The sequence below is a fragment of the Selenomonas ruminantium subsp. ruminantium ATCC 12561 genome (assembly GCF_000424065.1).
GTDB classification, from domain to species: domain Bacteria; phylum Bacillota; class Negativicutes; order Selenomonadales; family Selenomonadaceae; genus Selenomonas_A; species Selenomonas_A ruminantium.
The window spans coordinates 22,716-41,341 of record NZ_AUJE01000014.1 but is presented as its reverse complement, the minus strand read 5'-3'; the positions used below and the strand labels follow the sequence as shown (position 1 = coordinate 41,341).

Annotated in this window: 13 protein-coding genes, 1 pseudogene and 1 other annotated feature; all 14 genes and pseudogenes read right to left on the bottom strand. The window is 49.8% G+C overall.

Annotated elements, in window-relative coordinates; genetic code table 11:
- Nucleotide 1 precedes the first annotated feature (1 nt).
- Nucleotides 2–961, bottom strand: coding sequence for a tRNA modification radical SAM protein MnmL/YtqA (gene mnmL, locus G598_RS0106665; protein ID WP_026766291.1), 960 nt, complete (start codon nt 959–961; stop codon nt 2–4).
- Between the two features lie 42 nt (nt 962–1,003).
- Entirely contained in the window at nt 1,004–2,815 is a 1,812-nt protein-coding gene (locus G598_RS0106660) for a B12-binding domain-containing radical SAM protein (protein WP_026766290.1), read from the bottom strand.
- Nucleotides 2,816–3,531: 716 nt separating this feature from the next.
- The gene (pepD, locus tag G598_RS0106655) at nt 3,532–4,980 is read right to left on the bottom strand and encodes a beta-Ala-His dipeptidase (RefSeq protein ID WP_026766289.1); all 1,449 of its coding nucleotides are present in this window, start codon (nt 4,978–4,980) and stop codon (nt 3,532–3,534) included.
- A gap of 189 nt (nt 4,981–5,169) precedes the next feature.
- Nucleotides 5,170–5,739, bottom strand: coding sequence for a cell division protein SepF (locus tag G598_RS0106650; RefSeq protein ID WP_026766288.1), 570 nt, complete (start codon nt 5,737–5,739; stop codon nt 5,170–5,172).
- Nucleotides 5,740–5,874: 135 nt separating this feature from the next.
- A complete protein-coding gene (locus G598_RS0106645) occupies nt 5,875–6,504 on the bottom strand; it encodes a redox-sensing transcriptional repressor Rex (protein ID WP_026766287.1) in 630 nt (209 codons plus the stop codon).
- 376 nt (nt 6,505–6,880) lie between these two features.
- Nucleotides 6,881–8,254, bottom strand: a pseudogene (locus G598_RS0106640) (O-antigen ligase family protein); the annotation flags it as partial.
- 20 nt (nt 8,255–8,274) lie between these two features.
- Nucleotides 8,275–9,588: a bifunctional folylpolyglutamate synthase/dihydrofolate synthase gene (locus G598_RS0106635; RefSeq protein WP_026766285.1), complete on the bottom strand. Its 1,314-nt coding sequence runs from the start codon at nt 9,586–9,588 to the stop codon at nt 8,275–8,277.
- Nucleotides 9,589–9,606: 18 nt separating this feature from the next.
- A complete protein-coding gene (locus G598_RS0106630; RefSeq protein ID WP_026766284.1) occupies nt 9,607–12,273 on the bottom strand; it encodes a valine--tRNA ligase in 2,667 nt (888 codons plus the stop codon).
- Between the two features lie 49 nt (nt 12,274–12,322).
- Nucleotides 12,323–12,540 (bottom strand) — a binding site (T-box leader).
- A 66-nt stretch (nt 12,541–12,606) separates the two neighbouring features.
- Nucleotides 12,607–13,905 (bottom strand): DUF445 domain-containing protein, encoded by a 1,299-nt coding sequence (locus tag G598_RS0106625; protein ID WP_026766283.1) that lies wholly within the window; start codon nt 13,903–13,905, stop codon nt 12,607–12,609.
- Nucleotides 13,905–15,137 carry a DUF445 domain-containing protein gene (locus G598_RS0106620; RefSeq protein WP_026766282.1) on the bottom strand — a complete coding sequence of 411 codons (1,233 nt, stop codon included), beginning with the start codon at nt 15,135–15,137 and terminating at the stop codon, nt 13,905–13,907. Before G598_RS0106620 ends, G598_RS0106625 begins: the two co-directional genes overlap by 1 nt.
- A 33-nt stretch (nt 15,138–15,170) precedes the next feature.
- Nucleotides 15,171–16,043, bottom strand: a complete 873-nt coding sequence (gene galU / locus G598_RS0106615; RefSeq protein ID WP_026766281.1) for a UTP--glucose-1-phosphate uridylyltransferase GalU — start codon at nt 16,041–16,043, stop codon at nt 15,171–15,173.
- A gap of 85 nt (nt 16,044–16,128) precedes the next feature.
- The gene (gene rfbB / locus G598_RS0106610; protein ID WP_026766280.1) at nt 16,129–17,157 is read right to left on the bottom strand and encodes a dTDP-glucose 4,6-dehydratase; all 1,029 of its coding nucleotides are present in this window, start codon (nt 17,155–17,157) and stop codon (nt 16,129–16,131) included.
- 2 nt (nt 17,158–17,159) lie between these two features.
- On the bottom strand, nt 17,160–17,735 hold the full coding sequence (rfbC, locus tag G598_RS0106605; RefSeq protein ID WP_026766279.1) for a dTDP-4-dehydrorhamnose 3,5-epimerase: 576 nt from the start codon (nt 17,733–17,735) through the stop codon (nt 17,160–17,162).
- A gap of 17 nt (nt 17,736–17,752) precedes the next feature.
- Nucleotides 17,753–18,625, bottom strand: coding sequence for a glucose-1-phosphate thymidylyltransferase RfbA (rfbA, locus tag G598_RS0106600; RefSeq protein WP_026766278.1), 873 nt, complete (start codon nt 18,623–18,625; stop codon nt 17,753–17,755).
- Nucleotide 18,626: the final 1 nt, after the last annotated feature.

Below are 18,626 nucleotides of genomic sequence, written 5' to 3'. Positions count from 1 at the left end.
TTTAGCACAATTTTCGCACAGCCTTGCCATTAAGATAATCACACAGCCGCCCCTGATAGCGTCCCTCCTGCCGCATTACATTGATGATGTGGTCGCGGATTTTCCACCAGCCCGTATGCCAGTTGGAAAAGAGGGTATTTTCCTCCGGTGCCCGGCCGATAATGCGCTGCAGAACAATATCCGGCGAGAGGTGTTCCAAAAACTTAATCACGCGGTCTTCATATTCCGGCAGGGTAATCATTTTGATTTTGCCCGCCTCATAATCTTTTGCCATAGCTGTGCCCTTGACGATATACAAGGCATGCAGCTTCACCTGGTCAACGCCCAACGCCGACAAAATCTTCGCATCCTCAATCACATCCAGCTCGTCATCCCAGGGCAGATTCAGAATCAGATGAACACAGGACTGCATACCGAATTTCTTAATGCGCAAAATGGCATCGATAAGCTCTGCCAGCGTATGGCCGCGATTAATCTCCACCAAAGTATGGACATTGGTGCTCTGCAGCCCCAGTTCCACACAGATGTCAATATTGTGTTTCTCCTTCTGTTCCTGCAGCACCGCCAAATGCTCGTCACTGACGCAGTCGGGACGGGTGGCGATATATACCGCCACCACATCTTCCGGCGCTCCGGCTTCATCCACCCAGGCCGCCAATTTTTCCGGCGTGGTGTAGGTGTTGCTGAAATTCTGCAGATAGGGAATAAACTTCTTCGCCTTGTACTTCGGCACGATATGCGCCTTGTTGGCCTCCATCTGCTCCGTAATCGTCATTGAAGCCGGCAGATTCTCATACCCCGTGCCAATCTCCCCGCAAAACGTGCAGCCTGCCCCGCCATTGCCACAGGTGCCGTCTCGATTTGGGCACGTAACGGGCAACGCAATCGGCAGCTTATAAACCTTCTCGCCGTAGCGGTCTTTTAGATAATCGGAAAATGCCCGATATATTGTCTGTTCCATTTATAACCTTTCAATACCTTATATACTTTCTTATATACTTTCTTATACACCATCTTGTGCAGCAACTTCAATCTCCAGTTCAACCCGCTGGCAAACTGGCTCGTCTGCGGTATAGTCAAACAACAGGGCAGTCTGTTGAGCTATCCGTTTTTGTCCTGTCAAATGTTTACTGGCCAACATCACATTATAGCCAAAGACCTCAATATGGTATTTCTTGTTCACATCCCGCCAGTTGGTGAACTCGTAATCCGGCAGGTAAGCCCGCACGCGGCTCGGGGCGCCCTTCCAAAAATCAGCGGTAATATCCTGATACTGCAGGCGGTTCCAATTGAGGTTCTCCGGGCGGATTTTGCCGCCATCGGAGAGCAGGGCATCATAGCGCAGTAAGTTATCCAGCAAATCAGCAGGCAAAGCATACGCCGCCAGCGCAAAATCCCGCAGATAGCCATAGAGATTCTTGGTGCTATGGCCGATTTTGTGGAAGCCCTGCGCCTCCCACCAGTCGGTGAACTTCTGCCAAAAGGCAAAGGCATCCCCTCGCTCACATTCCTGAATCAGGTAGTTAGCCGTCTTACGACAGCGACCTGCATTATAATAGAGTTCAAAGACCTGTTCAAAACTGTGGAACCAGCGAATTTCGCCGTAGCTCAACGCATCGTTTTGCAGTACCTCATAAGGTGCCATGGGCATATACTGATAATGATAAGTCTCAATCAGCTGCATCATCGCAGCCCCCTTGAGGAATTTCAAAAAGCCCAGCTGCAGCATATCCGTCTGCAAAGCATAAACATCATTGAAGGACTTGTGGAAGGATTCCATGCCCTCCCCCGGCAGGCCGATAATCAAATCCACATGCAGGTGCATATTATGGAAACTCATTATCTTTTGGATATGGTCGGCAATATCCTGCCAATGATTTACGCGGGAAACAGCCTTTAGCGTCGCAGGATTGGTGGACTGTATGCCAATTTCGAGCTGGACACGCCCCTTGGGCAGCTGCGCGAGCACCTGCATGACTTCTTCATCCAGATAATCAATGGCCACTTCAAAATGGAAGTTAGTGCGGCAATCAGCGGGCAATTTCAGTAAATACTGCAAGATGGGCAGGAAATGTGCTTTTTTGGCATTAAATGTGCGGTCAACAAATTTCACCTGCCGCACATCATGAGCAACAAAGAAATCCAGTTCCTTAAACACCCGCTCCAACGGCAAAAAGCGCACGCCTGCCGTCGCACAGGAAAGACAATAGGCACAGGAAAACGGACAGCCGCGGCTGGTTTCGTAGTAGAGAATCCGCTCCTTGATATCCGCCATTTCTTCCGCGCGATAGGCAAAGGGCACCTTGCCCGCAAAATCGGCCACCGTCACATCCTGCCCCTCATTGATTTGACCAGTCAAACTGCGCCAAGCAATGCCTGGAATCGCTGACTGGTCAAGCTGACCGTTGACTTTTGACCGGTCAAAATCGGCCTGCTGCAAATAGTTCGCCAACTCCGGCAGGGCAGCTTCACCTTCCCCACGGCACACATAATCCATCATGGGAAAGTCCTGCATGAACTCAGCCACGCCATAGGAAACCTCCGGCCCGCCACAGATGATGATGGTATTCGGCAAAGCCGCAGGCAAAAGTTTCAGCAGGCTCTTGACCAGTTCGATATTCCAGATATAACAGGAAATCCCCAGCACCTTAGGCTGGGCACTATAGATTTCCCCGAGCATGGCCAATAGTTGATGATTAATCGTCAATTCCATAATTTCCGAGCCCGGCACTGCCTGCCGCAAATAACGGACAGACAGCGAGGTATGAGAATACTTGGCATTGACAGCCAGCCAGAGAATTTTATTTTCTTCCATTTACGAATCTCCTAATATAAAGAAGCTGTGAAATTGCAGTTTGTCGGGGAGTTCAGTTCGTGGTAAAGATATCTTGTTCATACGTAGTCAGGGGCGAACGGGGAGTACTTTTTCTGTTTCCCGCTAAACGACCCCCTCGGAAAAAATAGCTGTCCAGTTACTCGCGCCGGGCAGGCCAACGGCGCTGCTTTCAGCGTATTATCCTAGTCTCGTTCTACATGGGGCCGGCCTTCACTGCGTTCAGGCAGTCGCTCCTAACAGAAAAAGCACTCCCCGTTCGCCCCAAGTTACGGATTAGCCTATTGCCACGAACTCGTTGCTCCCGTCACAAGAACATCGATGTACTTGCTGCTTGTCACCGCGAAAATGCCGTTTTATACGAACATCACTTAGGGCGGAGGTGGTGATGCTTTTCGCTGTGGAACGACTGTCCGAACGCAGTGAGGACTGGCCCACAAACGACAGTTTCTAGAAATTGAGCTGAACATACGCGCCGCCGGTCTTGCCCGGCGCAGGTAACTAAAAAGTGCATTCCTTTGCTTGTGGGTCATTTCGTGCAACGGCGAAAAGTATTACCACCTCCGCCCAAACTGAGCTGTAACAAAAAAATTTCAGCACGTACTGGCAAACTGCAATTTGCAAAAAGTGCGTTGATAATTTATGTCAACGCACTTTCTGTATAAAAGGGATACTTCACAGCCCCTTTTTATGTTCTCTTACATTTTTGCAATTTCATGCAAAGTTTCCACAATCAAATCCACCTGCGGTTTAACCGTTTCAAGCAACAAACGTTCCTTCGGGCTGTGAATATCCATGGTCGTTACACCGATGGACACCATATCAAGCTGCGGATTTTTACGGAAATGCCAGCCGCATTCAAGGCCTGCATGAATGGTTTCCACCTTCATATCCTTGCCGTTCTGTTTCTTGAAGGTGTCAGCCATGATTTTGGCCAGCTTGCTGTCCTTGTTTTCCTTCCAGCCCGGAGACTGCGTGCCGATATGCGCCATAAAGCCGGTGAGCGCTCCCCATTCTTCAGCCATAAAGCGGAATTCGTCGAGCTTCTGGTCTACAGCAGAACGCGGGAAATACTGCACCTTGACTTCCGTATCCGTCGTTTCCACTACACCAAGGTTGGCAGAAGTTTCCACAAGGCCCGGAATCACCGTAGACATCGCAAAAGTGCCCGTATGCAGAATCGTCAGCAGACGAATCAAACGAGTCATATCGCCGGCATTCATTACCTGTTCCGGCACATCAGCACTGTTCAGCACGAACTGCGCATTGGGGTCAACACTGCCGTACATTTTATTAAAACGTTCCTGCTGGTCTTTGAGCACCTTTTCGATAGCAGCCTTGTCCAAATCTGTAACAATGGTCATACGAGCATCATCAGGGATAGCATTACGTGCTTTGCCGCCGTTAAACGCAGCCAGTTCCACTTCACCTTCAGCAGAAAGTGCAGCAAGCGTCATAGCCAAAGTACGGATAGCATTGCCGCGGCCATCACCGATGCGTTCACCTGAGTGGCCACCCAAAAGGCCCTTGACCTCAATCTGCCAAGCCGCCGACATTTCCGGCTTCACCCATTTGATTTCACGCGAGAAGTCGAGGTTAACACTACCGGCACTGCCTACTGTCAGTTCATCATAGTTTTCCGAATCGCAGTTAATCAGGAACTTGGCATCCTGCAGATGCTTGGCATCAAGATGAATCGCACCGGTCATCCCCTGTTCCTCGTCTACAGTGACAATCATGCGCAGCGGGCCGTGATCCTTGGCATTCTTCATAATGTAAATGGCTTCGGCGACACCAATACCGTCATCAGCCCCCAGGCTCGTGCCATCAGCGCGCAGGAATTTTTCATCCCGCACCAGTTTGATGGCATCTTTAAGCGGGTCGAAGGCGACACCTTCTGCTGCCACGCAGACCATATCCATATGACCCTGCAGAATGGTCAACGGAGCATTTTCGAAGCCCGCACAAGCTGGCTTATCGGCAATAATATTATTCTTCTCGTCCTGCGTTACGGCAAAGCCAAGCTCCGTCAGATATTTTTTCAGAAAATCGCTGACTGCCTGCTCATGACCGGATTTACGGGGAATTGCTGCCAACTTTGCAAACTCATTTAATACGCCTTCCAAGATTTCATTGTTCTGTGCCATTACTATCTCCATCCTTTTACCACATAAGCAAGATGAAAAATCTCACAATTTTTCATCAGCCCTTACACGAAATCTAAGCCATTCTGCGCCTATTGGCTTGACTGACTAAGATTTCATAGCAAATAGGTCAGACAATCCCCGAAGAGACTGCCTGACCTAACTTAAAAACTTTATTATTGCGGGCAGCTATCAATCCGCCAGTGCCATCGTCATGGCCTCTGTCACATCTACCCCATTGGGTACATAGAGCATTATCTGATTGGAAATGCGCTTTGCTGAGCCATCCAAAACATAGCAAACGCCATTTACGAAATCACAAATGCGACGCTGTTCCATAGCCTCAATCTGTTCATAATTGACCACACAAGACTTACCGGCCTTGAGGTCATCGGCAATTGCCGTCACCTGATCAAAATTACGCGGAGCATAAATTTGCATCTTGAGTTGCGGCTGCTTAGTCGTATGCACTGTAAGCTGGGGCTGGGACTTTTTCTGCCGGAAGACACCTGCTTCTCTGCTATAAGACGGACGTTCAACCCGCACCGACTCGCCATTGGAAACCTTATATTCTTCCGTATAGCTGACACCAGACATAGCACTTTTCTGGCTGCTTTGGGTTGAAACCTGCTTTTTCTGCTGCTTCTTGTCAGCCAGTTCTTCCTCTACTTCGTCCAATTCCTCATCGTATTCATTGTCCAACGGCATGATAACATCAACTAAGCCTGAAAACTTGTCCGCAATTTTTCCAAATGGCCCCATCTTCAATCGTCCTTCCAGTAGTTTTTCACGTTTATTAATAATTTCAGTGATTCCTAATCCTAATTAACTAACCTTATAATAACACAGTTCTATAGAAAAAGCAAAATTCCTTCTTCATTTATTTTTCGGTAAAAATTATTTGCGGGTAATGTGATAAGAAAGGCTGCTAAGCCCTACAGACAAGTCCTCATTGACAATATGCATGGTATCCGGCACTTCCATCTTGATGGGTGCAAAATTCCAGATCCCCTTGACGCCAGATGCGACCAGTTTATCGGCTACCCCTTGGGCAAAAGCCGCAGGAACAGCAATGATGCCGATATGAATCTGCCGTTCCTGCACAATCTGCTCCAGATTGGCAATGTCTTCCACCTTCACATGGTTAACCGTTGTGCCAATCACTTCCGGGTCTTCATCGAAAAGCGCCACGAGATTAAACCCCAGCGTGACAAAATTATGGAAGTTCGCCAAAGCTGCCCCCAGGTGACCAATGCCGATAATCGCGATATTCCAGTGATTATCCAAACCTAAAATGCCGCCCACATTACGCTTCAGTTCATTGACATAGTAGCCTACGCCCTTTTTGCCAAACTGCCCAAAAGATGCCAAATCCTTACGAATCTGCTCCGGCGTAATACCCAGACGGCGGCCCAGCTCATCCGAGGAGATAATATCTATCCCCTCGTCCTGTGCCAGGCGCAAAGTGCGGAAATACAAGGGTAAGCGGTCAATGGTCGCCTTTGATATGGTTGTCGGACTTTTCATCTATTCCTGCCTCCTCCGCGTTTCCATCTTTCTGCGGTTTCTCTTCATCAGCTTGTTCAGCCTCACTCTGCGGTTCAGATTTTTCCTCAGTTTCAGCTTTATCTTCTGTTACCTCAGTTTCAGTTTCCTTATCTTCAGTTCCAGTCTCAGCCGACTGTTCAGGAGCCGTTTCAGCATCTGCTTCAGCTGCCGGCTGAATATCTTGCTGCTCTTCGCTGGCAGAATCCGTTTCCGGCACATCTTCCTCTTCCATCTTCGTTTCTGGCTCCGGCATCTTTTCTTCCGCTTTGTTATCTGCGGAGATTTCACTCAGCAGAGACGCCGGCACTTCAGCTGTCAAATCTGGAGTTTCCTCCTCTGCTTGATTTAATTCAGCCACTGCCGCGATAAAAGCAAACAACATCCACAGCAACATCGATGAAGGAATATTAAAGAGCAAATCGTCTGTAAAGCCATTTAAAGCAACAGATATAAGCGCTAATCCTAAACCTAAAGCCGCACCATCTAAAATGTGCCAGTCCGTCCAACGGCAAAAATCCTGCCATAACGAAACTTCCGGCGTCGCTTCTTCAACCTGCACACTGTCAGCAACTTTTTTCAATTCCACATCAGCTGCCGCGCCTTCGTTATAGTCAAACGGCGTGGGCGCAGGAATTTCCGGCTGGGGCGGCAGAAATCTCTGCTGCAGGGTCAGGAACAGCGAACCGAAAAACAGCCAGACAAAGGAAAGCATACCGGGGATGCCGATTTCTGCCGCATAATTGAGATACCAGTTATGCGCATGTACAATGCGGATATCGGCTCCCTGCAGGTAAAAATCGTATTCCGGATACACCATCCAGTAAGCGCCCCAGCCAATGCCCAAAAAGGGATGGTCCTGAATCATCGCAATGGTGCTTTCCCAAAAGGCCAGCCGCATTTCCGACGAGGTATCTACCTTCGTAAACACTGAACTCAAACGTTCATAGAGCACGGGGTCAACCACGAGCAAGCCCACAGCCACCGCCACACAGGCTAAAAGCACGCGCCAATCTTTTAACATTCCATAAAGGGCAAAAATAACAGCAATAACCAGGCACGCCCCGCGGGCATAGGTCATCGCCAGACAGGCAGCTCCTGCCGCCAGCATAACGCCCAGAACAATCTTTTTCTTCTGCGAATCCGCTTTGACAAACAAACCAAAGACCAGACAGATGATAATATCCAGATACCCCGCCAAAATATTGGGATTTTCCCAAGTGGAAAATACGCGTTTCCTCAACTCGGGGAAGGCATCACCATCCACCCATTTCATCGCACTGATGTCAATACCGAAAATAAACTGGTAAAAACCATAGAGCACGACAAGGACTGCCGCCATCGCCGTGACGATAAGCAGTTCCTTAACCTGCTGCACGCTGCGCATATTCTGCCCCACGACAAAATAGGTCAGCACATAAACGCCCACCAGATTATACCAGTTGTAAAAACTGAAGCCTTTATCCGGTGAAGCCATGATGGAAAGGCCGCTGAGCAGGACAAAGAGTGCCGCCGGCACATCAAAGGGCAGCTGACGGAACTTAAACTCAGCCTCCGTACGAAACCGCAGGATGGTCAGCACAACGGCAATAAGCAAAGCTGCCGTAGCCGCCGATGGCAGCAGAGGCAGTAAAAAGGCCTCGGCCAGCACAAACTGCCACGACCATTTCTTAAACCTATCACGCCATTTTTCCTTAGCGGCTTCCCGGCGTCTTTGTTTGACCAGCTGCATTTCAGGAGAATCCACTTCACTCATGCTTCTCCCCCCTTTTTATCCAGCAGCATTTTCCGCAGTTCACCCACCAGATACAAGGAGCCTGCCATAACCAGCAGTTTCTCACCATTGGCCAGTTCCAAGGCACGATTCATCGCCTCATCGTTATCTGCAATGGCTTCCACATGCTGTACATGTGCTGCCACTTTCCCGGCCAAAAGCTGCGGGTCGCTGGCCCTGTCCGAATGTGGTACGGTAACAACCACTGTATCGTTCGGACGCAGGAGAATATCCAGCATGGTGTCGATATCCTTATCCTTGAGAATCCCCAAAAGCAATACGCGTTCCTCTGCCGGATAATAAAGGTCAAGGCTTTCCCGCAAGGCAACCATGCCTGCCGGATTATGAGCGCCGTCAATAATGATTTTCTGACGGCCCATTTCCACCCGCTCAAAGCGGGCTGGCCAGCTGACCAGGGACAGCGCATCATCAATGGTCTTATTGGTGATGCGGTCGTCCAGATTGTGGATAAGCTTGGCAGCCATCACCGCCACCGCAGCATTTTCAATCTGATGCTTGCCCAAAAGATGGAGCGTATAGGGTTCCTTTACCGCTCCCAACAGACCGGAAGAAAATTCCAAGCGCTGGAAATTGCTCTCACAGCTAATAAATTCGGCACTGAAGTCCTCACCTGCCACAAAGATATCCGCATTCTTTTCCTCCGCCTGTTGACGGATAATATCGAGTGCAACACCTTGCGCAGCCGTGACCACCGGCACATCATCTTTGATGATACCTGCCTTATGATGGGCCACACCTTCCAGCGTACCTCCGCAGCGGTCAGCGTGTTCCAATGTGACATTGGTGATAATCGACACTTCTGGCACAATAACATTGGTGGAATCCAGAAGCCCCCCAAGTCCCACTTCAATAACGGCATATTCTACATGCTTGATCGCAAAGTAGAAGAAAGCCAGTGCGGTGAGCACCTCAAACTGGGTCGGACATTCTTCCCCGTCTGCCACCATCTGGTCGATATAGACCTTGATGGAACTCAGGCAGTCGGCAAATTCCTGCTCGCTGATGGCCTGACCGTCCACCCTTATCCGTTCCGTATAAGAAACGAGATGCGGGGAACTGTAAAAGCCCGTATGGATGCCCGAATGGCGCAGGATGCCCGCCAGCATGGCGGACACCGAACCTTTGCCATTGGTGCCGGTTACATGAATCGTGCGATACCGTTCCTGCGGCAGTTCCAAACGCGCCAGCAGTTTTTGAATGCGTTCCAGACCGAGTTTAATACCAAATATATTGAGACTTTCTAAATATGCCAGCGATTCCTGATAATTCATATAGGATTCTCCTAACGATTATTTCAGTTTGGCCAAATCCTGCATACGGCCTTCCACAGATTTTTTCTTTTCTTCATAACCAGCCAGTTTTTCCTTCTCACCGGCTACCACATCAGCAGGAGCCTTGGCGAGGAAGCCTTCGTTGCCCAGTTTCTTGGCCAGGCGGCTGATTTCCTTGTCGAGTTTTTCCAGTTCCTTCGTGAGGCGGGCCGTTTCCTTATCCACATCAATGAGGCCCTTGAGCGGCAGGAATACTTCCACGCCGTTTACCATACCGGCCATCGCATTTTCCGGCTTGTCAGCACCGGCAGGCAGAATGGTAATCGGGTCAGAAGATGCCAGCTTATCCAGATAGCTCTGATTCTCCGTAAATACAGCGCGCAGGGATTCGTCCGTGAAGTTCAGAATCAGCTCGCTCTTCTTGCTCGGAGCCGCACCAACCTCAGCACGCATATTGCGGACCGTCTTGATGGTTTCCATGATGGCCGTCATATCAGCTTCGATTTCGTCGCTGATGCACTCGGCCTTAACTTCCGGCCAGCTGGTTTCCATAATGCTCTTGAGGGCATCATCATGGGGAACCTTCTGCCAGATTTCTTCCGTGAGGAACGGCATGAACGGATGCAGCAGGCGCAGCGTGCCTTCGAGCACCGTGGAGAGCACATAAAGCGCCGTATTGCGGGCACGGACATTTTCCTTGTCGTAAAGACGTGCCTTCGTAAGCTCGATATACCAGTCGCAGAACTCATTCCAAATGAATTCATAAATCATGCGGCCAGCTTCGCCGAGTTCGAACTTGTCCAGATTTTCCGTAACGTCACGCACCGTGCGCGCATAGCGGGACAGAATCCACTTATCGGACAGCGTATAATCTTCCTCAGCCGGCTTGAAGTTCTTGTCAAAGCCTTCGAGGTTCATGAGCATATAGCGGGAAGCGTTCCAAATCTTGTTGGCAAAATTGCGGGCACCTTCCACGCGTTCCCAGTAGAAACGCATATCGTTGCCCGGCGTGTTGCCCGTAATCAGCATGAAACGCAGGGTGTCGGCACCGTATTTTTCGATAACTTCTACCGGGTCAATGCCGTTGCCCAAAGACTTACTCATCTTGCGGCCCTGGCTGTCGCGCACGAGACCATGAATGAATACATGATGGAATGGAATATCCTTGCCGAATTCCAGGCCCATCATCACCATGCGGGCTACCCAGAAGAAGATGATGTCGTAACCGGTTACGAGCGTAGCCGTCGGATAGAAATGCTTGAGCTCTTCCGTCTCATTCGGCCAGCCCATGGTTTCAAACGGCCAGAGGCCGGAACTGAACCAGGTATCGAGTACATCTTCGTCCTGATGAATGTGCTTGCTGTGGCAGTGCGGGCATTCCGTCAAATCCGTACGGGAAACACTGGTTTCACCGCAGTCATCGCAGTACCAGGCAGGAATCCGGTGGCCCCACCAAAGCTGACGGGAGATACACCAGTCACGGATGTTTTCCAGCCACTGCAGATAAATCTTGCTGAAGCGTTCCGGCACGAACTTGATGCGGCCGTCTTTAACGGCTTCCATAGCCGGCTTGGCAAGGCTTTCCATCTTGACAAACCACTGCTTGGATACCATCGGTTCAATCGTGCTATGGCAGCGGGAGCAATGACCAACAGCGTGTTCATGTTCTTCAACGGATACCAGTACGCCGAGTTCTTCAAGCTCTTTGACGAGTGCCTTGCGGCATTCGTAACGGTCCATACCGTTGTATTTGCCAGCACCTTCGCCCATCGTACCATCGTTGTTGATGACCTTAATCTGTTCAAGGTTGTGGCGCAGCCCCATTTCAAAGTCGTTGGGGTCATGAGCCGGCGTAACCTTAACAGCACCGGTACCGAATTCCTTGTCGACATATTCATCAGCGAACAGCGGAATGCGGCGGTTCACAATCGGCAGAATCAATGTCTTGCCCACGATATCCTTATAGCGTTCATCTTCCGGATGCACCGCTACGCCCGTATCACCGAACATCGTTTCGGGACGGGTCGTGGCGATTTCCACATAACGGTCCTCGCCCTCTACCTGATAGCGCAGGTGCCAAAGATGGCCGTTTTCATTTTCATGTTCCACTTCGATATCCGAAATGGCCGTGTTGCAGTTCGGGCACCAGTTGGTAATACGCGTGCCCTGATAAATAAGCCCCTTGTCATACAGGCTTACGAACACTTCACGCACAGCCGCAGAGCAACCCTCATCCATCGTGAAACGCTGGCGGTCCCAGTCACATGAAGACCCCAAAGAACGCAGCTGGGACATGATGCGGTTGCCATACTGTTCCTTCCAGTCCCAAACGCGTTCAAGGAACTTTTCGCGGCCCAGTTCATAACGGTTCGTGCCTTCTTCACGCAAGGACGCTTCAACCTTAGCCTGCGTTGCGATACCGGCATGGTCACAGCCCGGAATCCAGACGGCATTGTAGCCCTGCATGCGGCGGAAACGAATCAGGATATCCTGCAGCGTATTGTCAAGCGCATGGCCCATGTGCAGCTGCCCCGTGACATTTGGCGGCGGGATAACCATGCTGTACGGCTTCTTGCTCTTATCCACTTCAGCATGGAAGAGTTTGTTATCCTCCCAGAACTTATACCATTTCTTTTCAAACGACTGCGGGTCGTAAACCTTCGGAATGTTGTTTTCCTGTGCCATTTCTTCGCTCATCATTGTCCTCCTCAATAAACTAAAAAGCGCCTTCGCCCCAAAGGACGAAAGCGCATACTTTCGTGGTACCACCAATGTTCCCGGCAGGAAAGCCCTGCCAGCTCAAAGCCTTAACGCGGCCATACGTCTGCGCCTACTAAAATTCAGCCCAAAAGCTCCGAAGCGACCTTCACGCCTCCTGCACGAAAACTTCCACCAGCCGTTTTCTCTCTCTGCCGCAGGTCCAGCCCTACTCCTCTTCGTCATTGCCTTACTATTTACTAATATGGCGTTAATTTTATCACAAAATCTTATCTTTGACAATGGACTTTGCGCAAAACCTCACATCGTCACCTGCAAAATAAGGAATAACACCAGCCCAATGCCCGCACCGACAATGGAACCATTCATGCGTATCCAAAGCAAGTCCGGCTCCACCTTGTCATAGACCAGATGATTTAACTGTTCATCCGTCAGGCGTGACAATACATCGGTCACAATCACCCCCACCAGAGTTTGGGCATGGAGTGCCGTACGGGCAATCACATCATACAAAAAACTGCCCACCGCATGATTGAGTTCAGCATCCTGCTCAATCAAATGCAAAGTCCGCTGATACTCCTCGCTGATTAACTCTTCCAGGCGGTTGCGCAGGGCAGGCAGATGCTCCGCGAGCGGGTCAACATCACGGGCCTTATCCTCCAAAAAGTGAATGCGCAGCTGATCAAACATATTCTCCACCGCAGATTCCAAAGGCAAATCCCGCAAAAGACTGTCCTTTAACTCATGGGTCAGCTGATGGAACTGCGGCTCCTTGTTGAGTTCGACCGCCTTTTCATAAAACAAGTTCAGAATTTCTTTCTGCAGTTTGGAATCACTGCGGCCAAGCTCATCGAGCATGGTCAAAAGCTGCTGCTGAATAAGCTCTGCTGCTTCCTCATAATTGATTAAATCCACCGCCTGCGCAAAACCGGCCAATAACTGCGCCAAGACATTATCATTGGTTTTTTCCTGCTCATAGGCTTCCAGCATCGCCTTAATCTGTTGACGAGCCTCCGCTGTAGAAACCTGTCCCCGCCAATAAGCGGCGACTCTCGCCAAAAACTCTTTGTCTTTACCGGTTTTCTGCAACCATGTTCCCCACAGCGCAAAAAAATCCTCCGGTTCAACTTTGGCCAACGACTCCCGCAGCTTGGCCGCGATAATCGCCGCCTGCGCCTTGCTCTGCTGCAACAGAAAGTCCCGCATATAATCGACCAGCTGCTGGATAAGCCTCGCCTCCATAGCCGGTTCCCGCAGCCAGGAAATCAGCATCGGCATAAGATGCATCTTTTCCAAATGATGGAAAATCTTGCGGCGGGAGAAAAACTCCTGCTGCACCAACGTCACCGAAGCTTCGATAAATGCTTCCCGCCGCCTTGGCAAAATCGCCGTATGATAAGGAAAACCCAACGGCTTTTCGAAAAGCGCCGTCACAGCAAACCAGTCAGCAATACCGCCCACCAGCGCCGCTTCGCTGCAAAACAGCAGCAAATCCGCCAGCAGATTCTGTGGATAACTTAAATGAAGCCCCAAGGACAACAGAAACAGCACAAAGACAATGCACAAGGTCTTATCTGCCTTGTTCAATCCACGCGTCATCAGCCCCACATCCTTTCTGCCAAAGCAATAAGGACATACAGCCCCATGCCCACCAAAGCACCGACCACAGAACCATTAATGCGAATCATCTGCAAATCGTCCTGCACCTTGTCCTCCACGAACGTCACCAGTTCATCATCGGATAAACCATTCAGATGCTCACGAATAAGTCCCGGTATCAAATCATGATGTTTTACCAGTTCTGTGCGCAAAAACTCCTTAACCGCCTTATCAAACTTGGCCTGCAATGAAGCCGAACCGATAAACTTGTCAATCAGCCGGTCCACATAAGCATGCATCTGCGGCAACCAGAACGGATTATCCCCCTTGATATTCCCCTCCAGCCAGCGGGCAATCAGGCCAGTCAAATCCACCTGCTCCAACAGCTTATCCTTGCGGTCCTTCAACAAATCCCGCAGACGCTCATCCTGGCTCAGACTGTAGAGCATAACCGACAGTCCCCGCTGCAAATCGCTGTTCTCTGCAAGCCCGGCCTGCTGCACTTTCGCAATTCTGTCCTTTATCCGGCCAATAAGCAAGTTTAAAATCTTCTCATCACTCAGCCCCAGCGAAGCCAGTACAAAGGCCCGCCCTGCTGAATCGCGTTCATAGCTTTCCCTCAGAATACGGATATGCTCCAGCAATGCCTGCTGCAAAGCGGGAGATTCGAGAACCTGTCCCCCAATAGCCGTCAGACTCACCAGCAGCCGTTCCAGATGTTTCTTCTGTGCCAATTGCTGCAGGACATCGGGCAAAATATTTTCCAAGGCAAAGGAATTCAGCCCCTGCCGTATCGCCGGAGCAAGTTCAGCGGCTATCTTTTCCGCGTTCAGGTCATTTACGACCTTCAGCAGTACCTCATCCACCACCTGCTGTACACGTTCGCGCCCGCCACGATGAATGAAATACGCCGTCAAAAGCTGCGCCGTATCCTGTTTTTCCAGCACAGCCATGATATTCTCTGTACTCAGCAGGTCATCACTGGTATAGGTGACCAATGCTTCCATAATACGCGGCCGGTTGCGCCGCAAAATATCTGTGCGGTAGGATATGCCCAAAGGACGACGAAAAATGGCGGTCACAGCAAACCAATCTGCCAGACCGCCAATCGTCGCCGCCAAAAAACCGTGATGTACCATACCGGCAACAAAACCTTCCGGCAGGGCAAATGTCCCCAGAAAACCTGCCGCACTTAGGCCCAAGGCCAGATTGGCTTTATTTTTTTTCTGCAAGATTTACACCTCAGATTCAACGGATTTAATTTTTTACTTCGCCATAAATTCCTTCAAATAAGCCTTGAACGGCCCACCCAAATCCTCACGGCGCAGAGCATACTCCACCGTAGCCTTCAAAAAGCCCAGCTTATCGCCCACATCATAGCGCTTGCCTTCAAAGTCATACGCATAAACCGCATCCTGACGAGCCAGCACCTTGAGTGCATCCGTAAGCTGCACTTCGCCGCCCTTGCCCGGCTGCGTGCTTTCCAAAATATCGAAAATCTGCGGCTTGATGATATAACGGCCCAAAACAGCCATACGGCTGGGTGCTTCTTCTACTGCCGGTTTTTCCACCATATCCGAAACCCGCATCAGACGGCTGTTGTCCGTCTGCGTTCCCGCTACGATACCATAGGAAGAAACCTTATCTTCCGGCACGTTCTGACAGCCCAAAACAGAGCCGCCAGTAGCTTCATAAATATCAATCAGCTGTGCCAGTGCCGGCTTCTCCGGATTGTAAACCACATCATCACCCAAAAGCACAGCAAACGGCTCGTCTCCCATGAAGGAACGGGCACAGAGAATCGCATCGCCCAGCCCACGCATATAACGCTGACGGATGTAATGAATATTGATATCTGCCGTTTCCAGCACCATATTCAACAACTCATCCTTACCCTTTTTCCGCAATTCCATTTCGAGCGCCGGAGCACTGTCAAAATGGTCTTCAATAGCACGCTTGCCATGACCACTGATAATCAGAATATCCTCAATCCCACTGGCCTTGGCCTCTTCCACGATATACTGAATGGTCGGCTTGTCGACGATGGGCAGCATCTCCTTCGGCGTTGCTTTGGTCGCGGGCAAAAACCGCGTACCATACCCTGCTGCCGGAATTACTGCCTTTCTAATCTTCTGCATAGTCAAAATCCCCTTGCTTTATAATTTCCTTATACTATTATACACAAACCTGGGAATCTATGCCACTATTTTACAATATCCTTGATTAATGTTTAGAATCCTGTCCATACATGCGCTCATAATAATCCTGATAATCACCACTGATGATGTTCTCCCACCACTGGCGGTTATCCAGATACCACTGCACCGTAGACTTTATGCCGTCTTCGAATTTCGTTTCCGGCAGCCAGCCCAGTTCATTATGAATCTTGGTCGGGTCGATGGCATAACGGCGGTCATGGCCCTTGCGGTCACCAACGTATTCAATCAAATCTTCACTCTTGCCCAACTGTTTGAGGATTGTCTTAACCACATCGATATTAGCCCGCTCATTATGGCCGCCAATGTTATAAACCTCACCGACTTTGCCCTTCTCTAAAATAAGATTGATGGCCGCACAGTGGTCTTCCACATAGAGCCAGTCACGAACATTGAGGCCGTCACCATAGACCGGCAGCTTCTTATCCGCCAGCGCATTGATAATCATCAACGGAATCAGCTTCTCCGGGAAATGGAAGGGGCCATAGTTGTTCGAGCAGCGAGAAATGGTCACCGGCACTTTGTACGTGCGATGGTAAGCCATCACCAACAAATCTGCCGAAGCCTTGGAAGCCGAATACGGGCTGGACGTATGCAGGTTCGTTGTTTCCGTAAAGAATAAGTCCGGTCTGTCCAGCGGCAAATCCCCATAAACTTCATCCGTAGATACCTGATGATAACGCTTAATCCCATACTTGCGGCAGGCATCGAGCAGCACACTCGTGCCGATAACATTGGTCTGCAGGAAGATTTCCGGATTTTCAATCGAACGGTCTACATGAGATTCTGCCGCAAAATTCACGATAACATCCGGCTTTTCCTTTTCAAACAACTCATATACAGCCTTACGGTCAGCAATATCTGCACGTACAAACTTAAAACGGTCATTCTTCATGGCTTCAGCCATGGTTTCCATATTGCCCGCATAGGTCAACTTATCCAGGCAGATAATCGTATCTTCCGGACGTTTTTTCAACATATAATAAACAAAGTTGCCGCCGATAAAACCGGCACCACCTGTTACAACAATTTTCATAATTAACAATTCTCCCCATACACAAACTGATTATCACTGTCGGACAAAGTCGGCCCGGTCGTATCTTTCTCACTGAGCACCGGTTCAATGCCAGCCAGCAAAGAGCCCCAGTCCACATTTACCTCCGGCGCATCATAACGCATGCCGCCTTCTGCTGCTTTGTTGTAAACATTATCGCATTTGTAGCGGAACTCCACATCATCCGTCAACGTCAGGAAACCATGAGCAAAGCCACGGGGAATTAGGAACTGCCGATGATTTTCTGCACTAAGTTCCACCGAAACCCACTTGCCAAAAGTTGGGCTGCCCTTACGGATATCCACAGCCACATCGATAACTCTGCCCTTGGAGCAGGAAACCAACTTCGCCTGCGCATAAGGCGGATTCTGCCAATGCAAACCGCGCAAAGTGCCCTTCTGTGCCGAAAAACTCATATTGTCCTGTACAAAATCATTCGTTATGCCCAGCGCCTCATATTTCGGCTTGTTATACGTTTCCGTAAAATAACCGCGATGGTCACCAAACACATCCGTTTCAATAATCAGCACACCCGGTATACTTGTTTCAATAACTTTCATGCCCACCAAAAACTCCTTTATTCCCGAATCATGCGGATAAGATATTTGCCATATTCATTCTTCAACAATGGCTGTGCCAAGCGCTCCACCTGTGCCGCATCAATATAGCCCATACGGTAAGCAATTTCTTCCAAGCAGGCAATCTTCAGCCCCTGCCGCGCCTGAATCGTCCGTACAAAAGACGCCGCATCGAGCAGGGATTCATGCGTGCCGGTATCCAGCCATGCATAACCACGGCGCATCTTCTCCACCTGCAGCTTACCGCGTTCCAGATATACCTTGTTGACGTCCGTGATTTCCAATTCGCCACGAGCCGAAGGTTTAATGGATTTTGCCACGTCCACAATATCTTTGTCGTAGAAATACAGGCCAGTTACCGCATAATTGGATTTGGGCTGAGCCGGCTTTTCCTCCAAACTCAGCGCATGACCATGTTCATCAAACTCTACTACGCCATAACGTTCCGGGTCGGACACATAATAAGCAAAGACTGTTGCCCCTTCTTCCATAGAAGCAGCCCGCTGTACTGACTGTGCCAAATCTGAGCCATAGTAGATATTATCTCCTAACACCAACGCACAACCTTCCCCATTGATGAATTCCTCGCCAATGATAAAAGCCTGCGCCAAGCCGTCCGGACTGGGCTGTACCGCATAAGAAATACTTATCCCTAACTGACTACCATCCCCCAACAACTTCTTGAAGGATTCATTATCCTGCGGCGTGGTTATAATCAGGATATCCTTAATCCCCGCCAACATTAACGTACTGAGCGGATAATAAATCATCGGTTTGTCATAGACAGGCATCAATTGCTTGGAAACCACTTTTGTTAACGGATATAAACGAGTTCCGGAGCCGCCTGCCAGTATCAATCCCTTCCTAATCAAA

Bases quoted from the DNA above. Each gene is read 5' to 3' on its own strand.
- pepD (WP_026766289.1), bottom strand. From the start codon at position 4,980: ATGGCACAGAACAATGAAATCTTGGAAGGCGTATTAAATGAGTTTGCA.
- G598_RS0106650 (WP_026766288.1), bottom strand. From the start codon at position 5,739: ATGGGGCCATTTGGAAAAATTGCGGACAAGTTTTCAGGCTTAGTTGAT.
- rfbB (WP_026766280.1), bottom strand. From the start codon at position 17,157: ATGAAAATTGTTGTAACAGGTGGTGCCGGTTTTATCGGCGGCAACTTT.
- G598_RS0106645 (WP_026766287.1), bottom strand. From the start codon at position 6,504: ATGAAAAGTCCGACAACCATATCAAAGGCGACCATTGACCGCTTACCC.
- G598_RS0106625 (WP_026766283.1), bottom strand. From the start codon at position 13,905: ATGACGCGTGGATTGAACAAGGCAGATAAGACCTTGTGCATTGTCTTT.
- galU (WP_026766281.1), bottom strand. From the start codon at position 16,043: ATGCAGAAGATTAGAAAGGCAGTAATTCCGGCAGCAGGGTATGGTACG.
- rfbC (WP_026766279.1), bottom strand. From the start codon at position 17,735: ATGAAAGTTATTGAAACAAGTATACCGGGTGTGCTGATTATTGAAACG.
- G598_RS0106660 (WP_026766290.1), bottom strand. From the start codon at position 2,815: ATGGAAGAAAATAAAATTCTCTGGCTGGCTGTCAATGCCAAGTATTCT.
- G598_RS0106630 (WP_026766284.1), bottom strand. From the start codon at position 12,273: ATGGCACAGGAAAACAACATTCCGAAGGTTTACGACCCGCAGTCGTTT.
- G598_RS0106635 (WP_026766285.1), bottom strand. From the start codon at position 9,588: ATGAATTATCAGGAATCGCTGGCATATTTAGAAAGTCTCAATATATTT.
- mnmL (WP_026766291.1), bottom strand. From the start codon at position 961: ATGGAACAGACAATATATCGGGCATTTTCCGATTATCTAAAAGACCGC.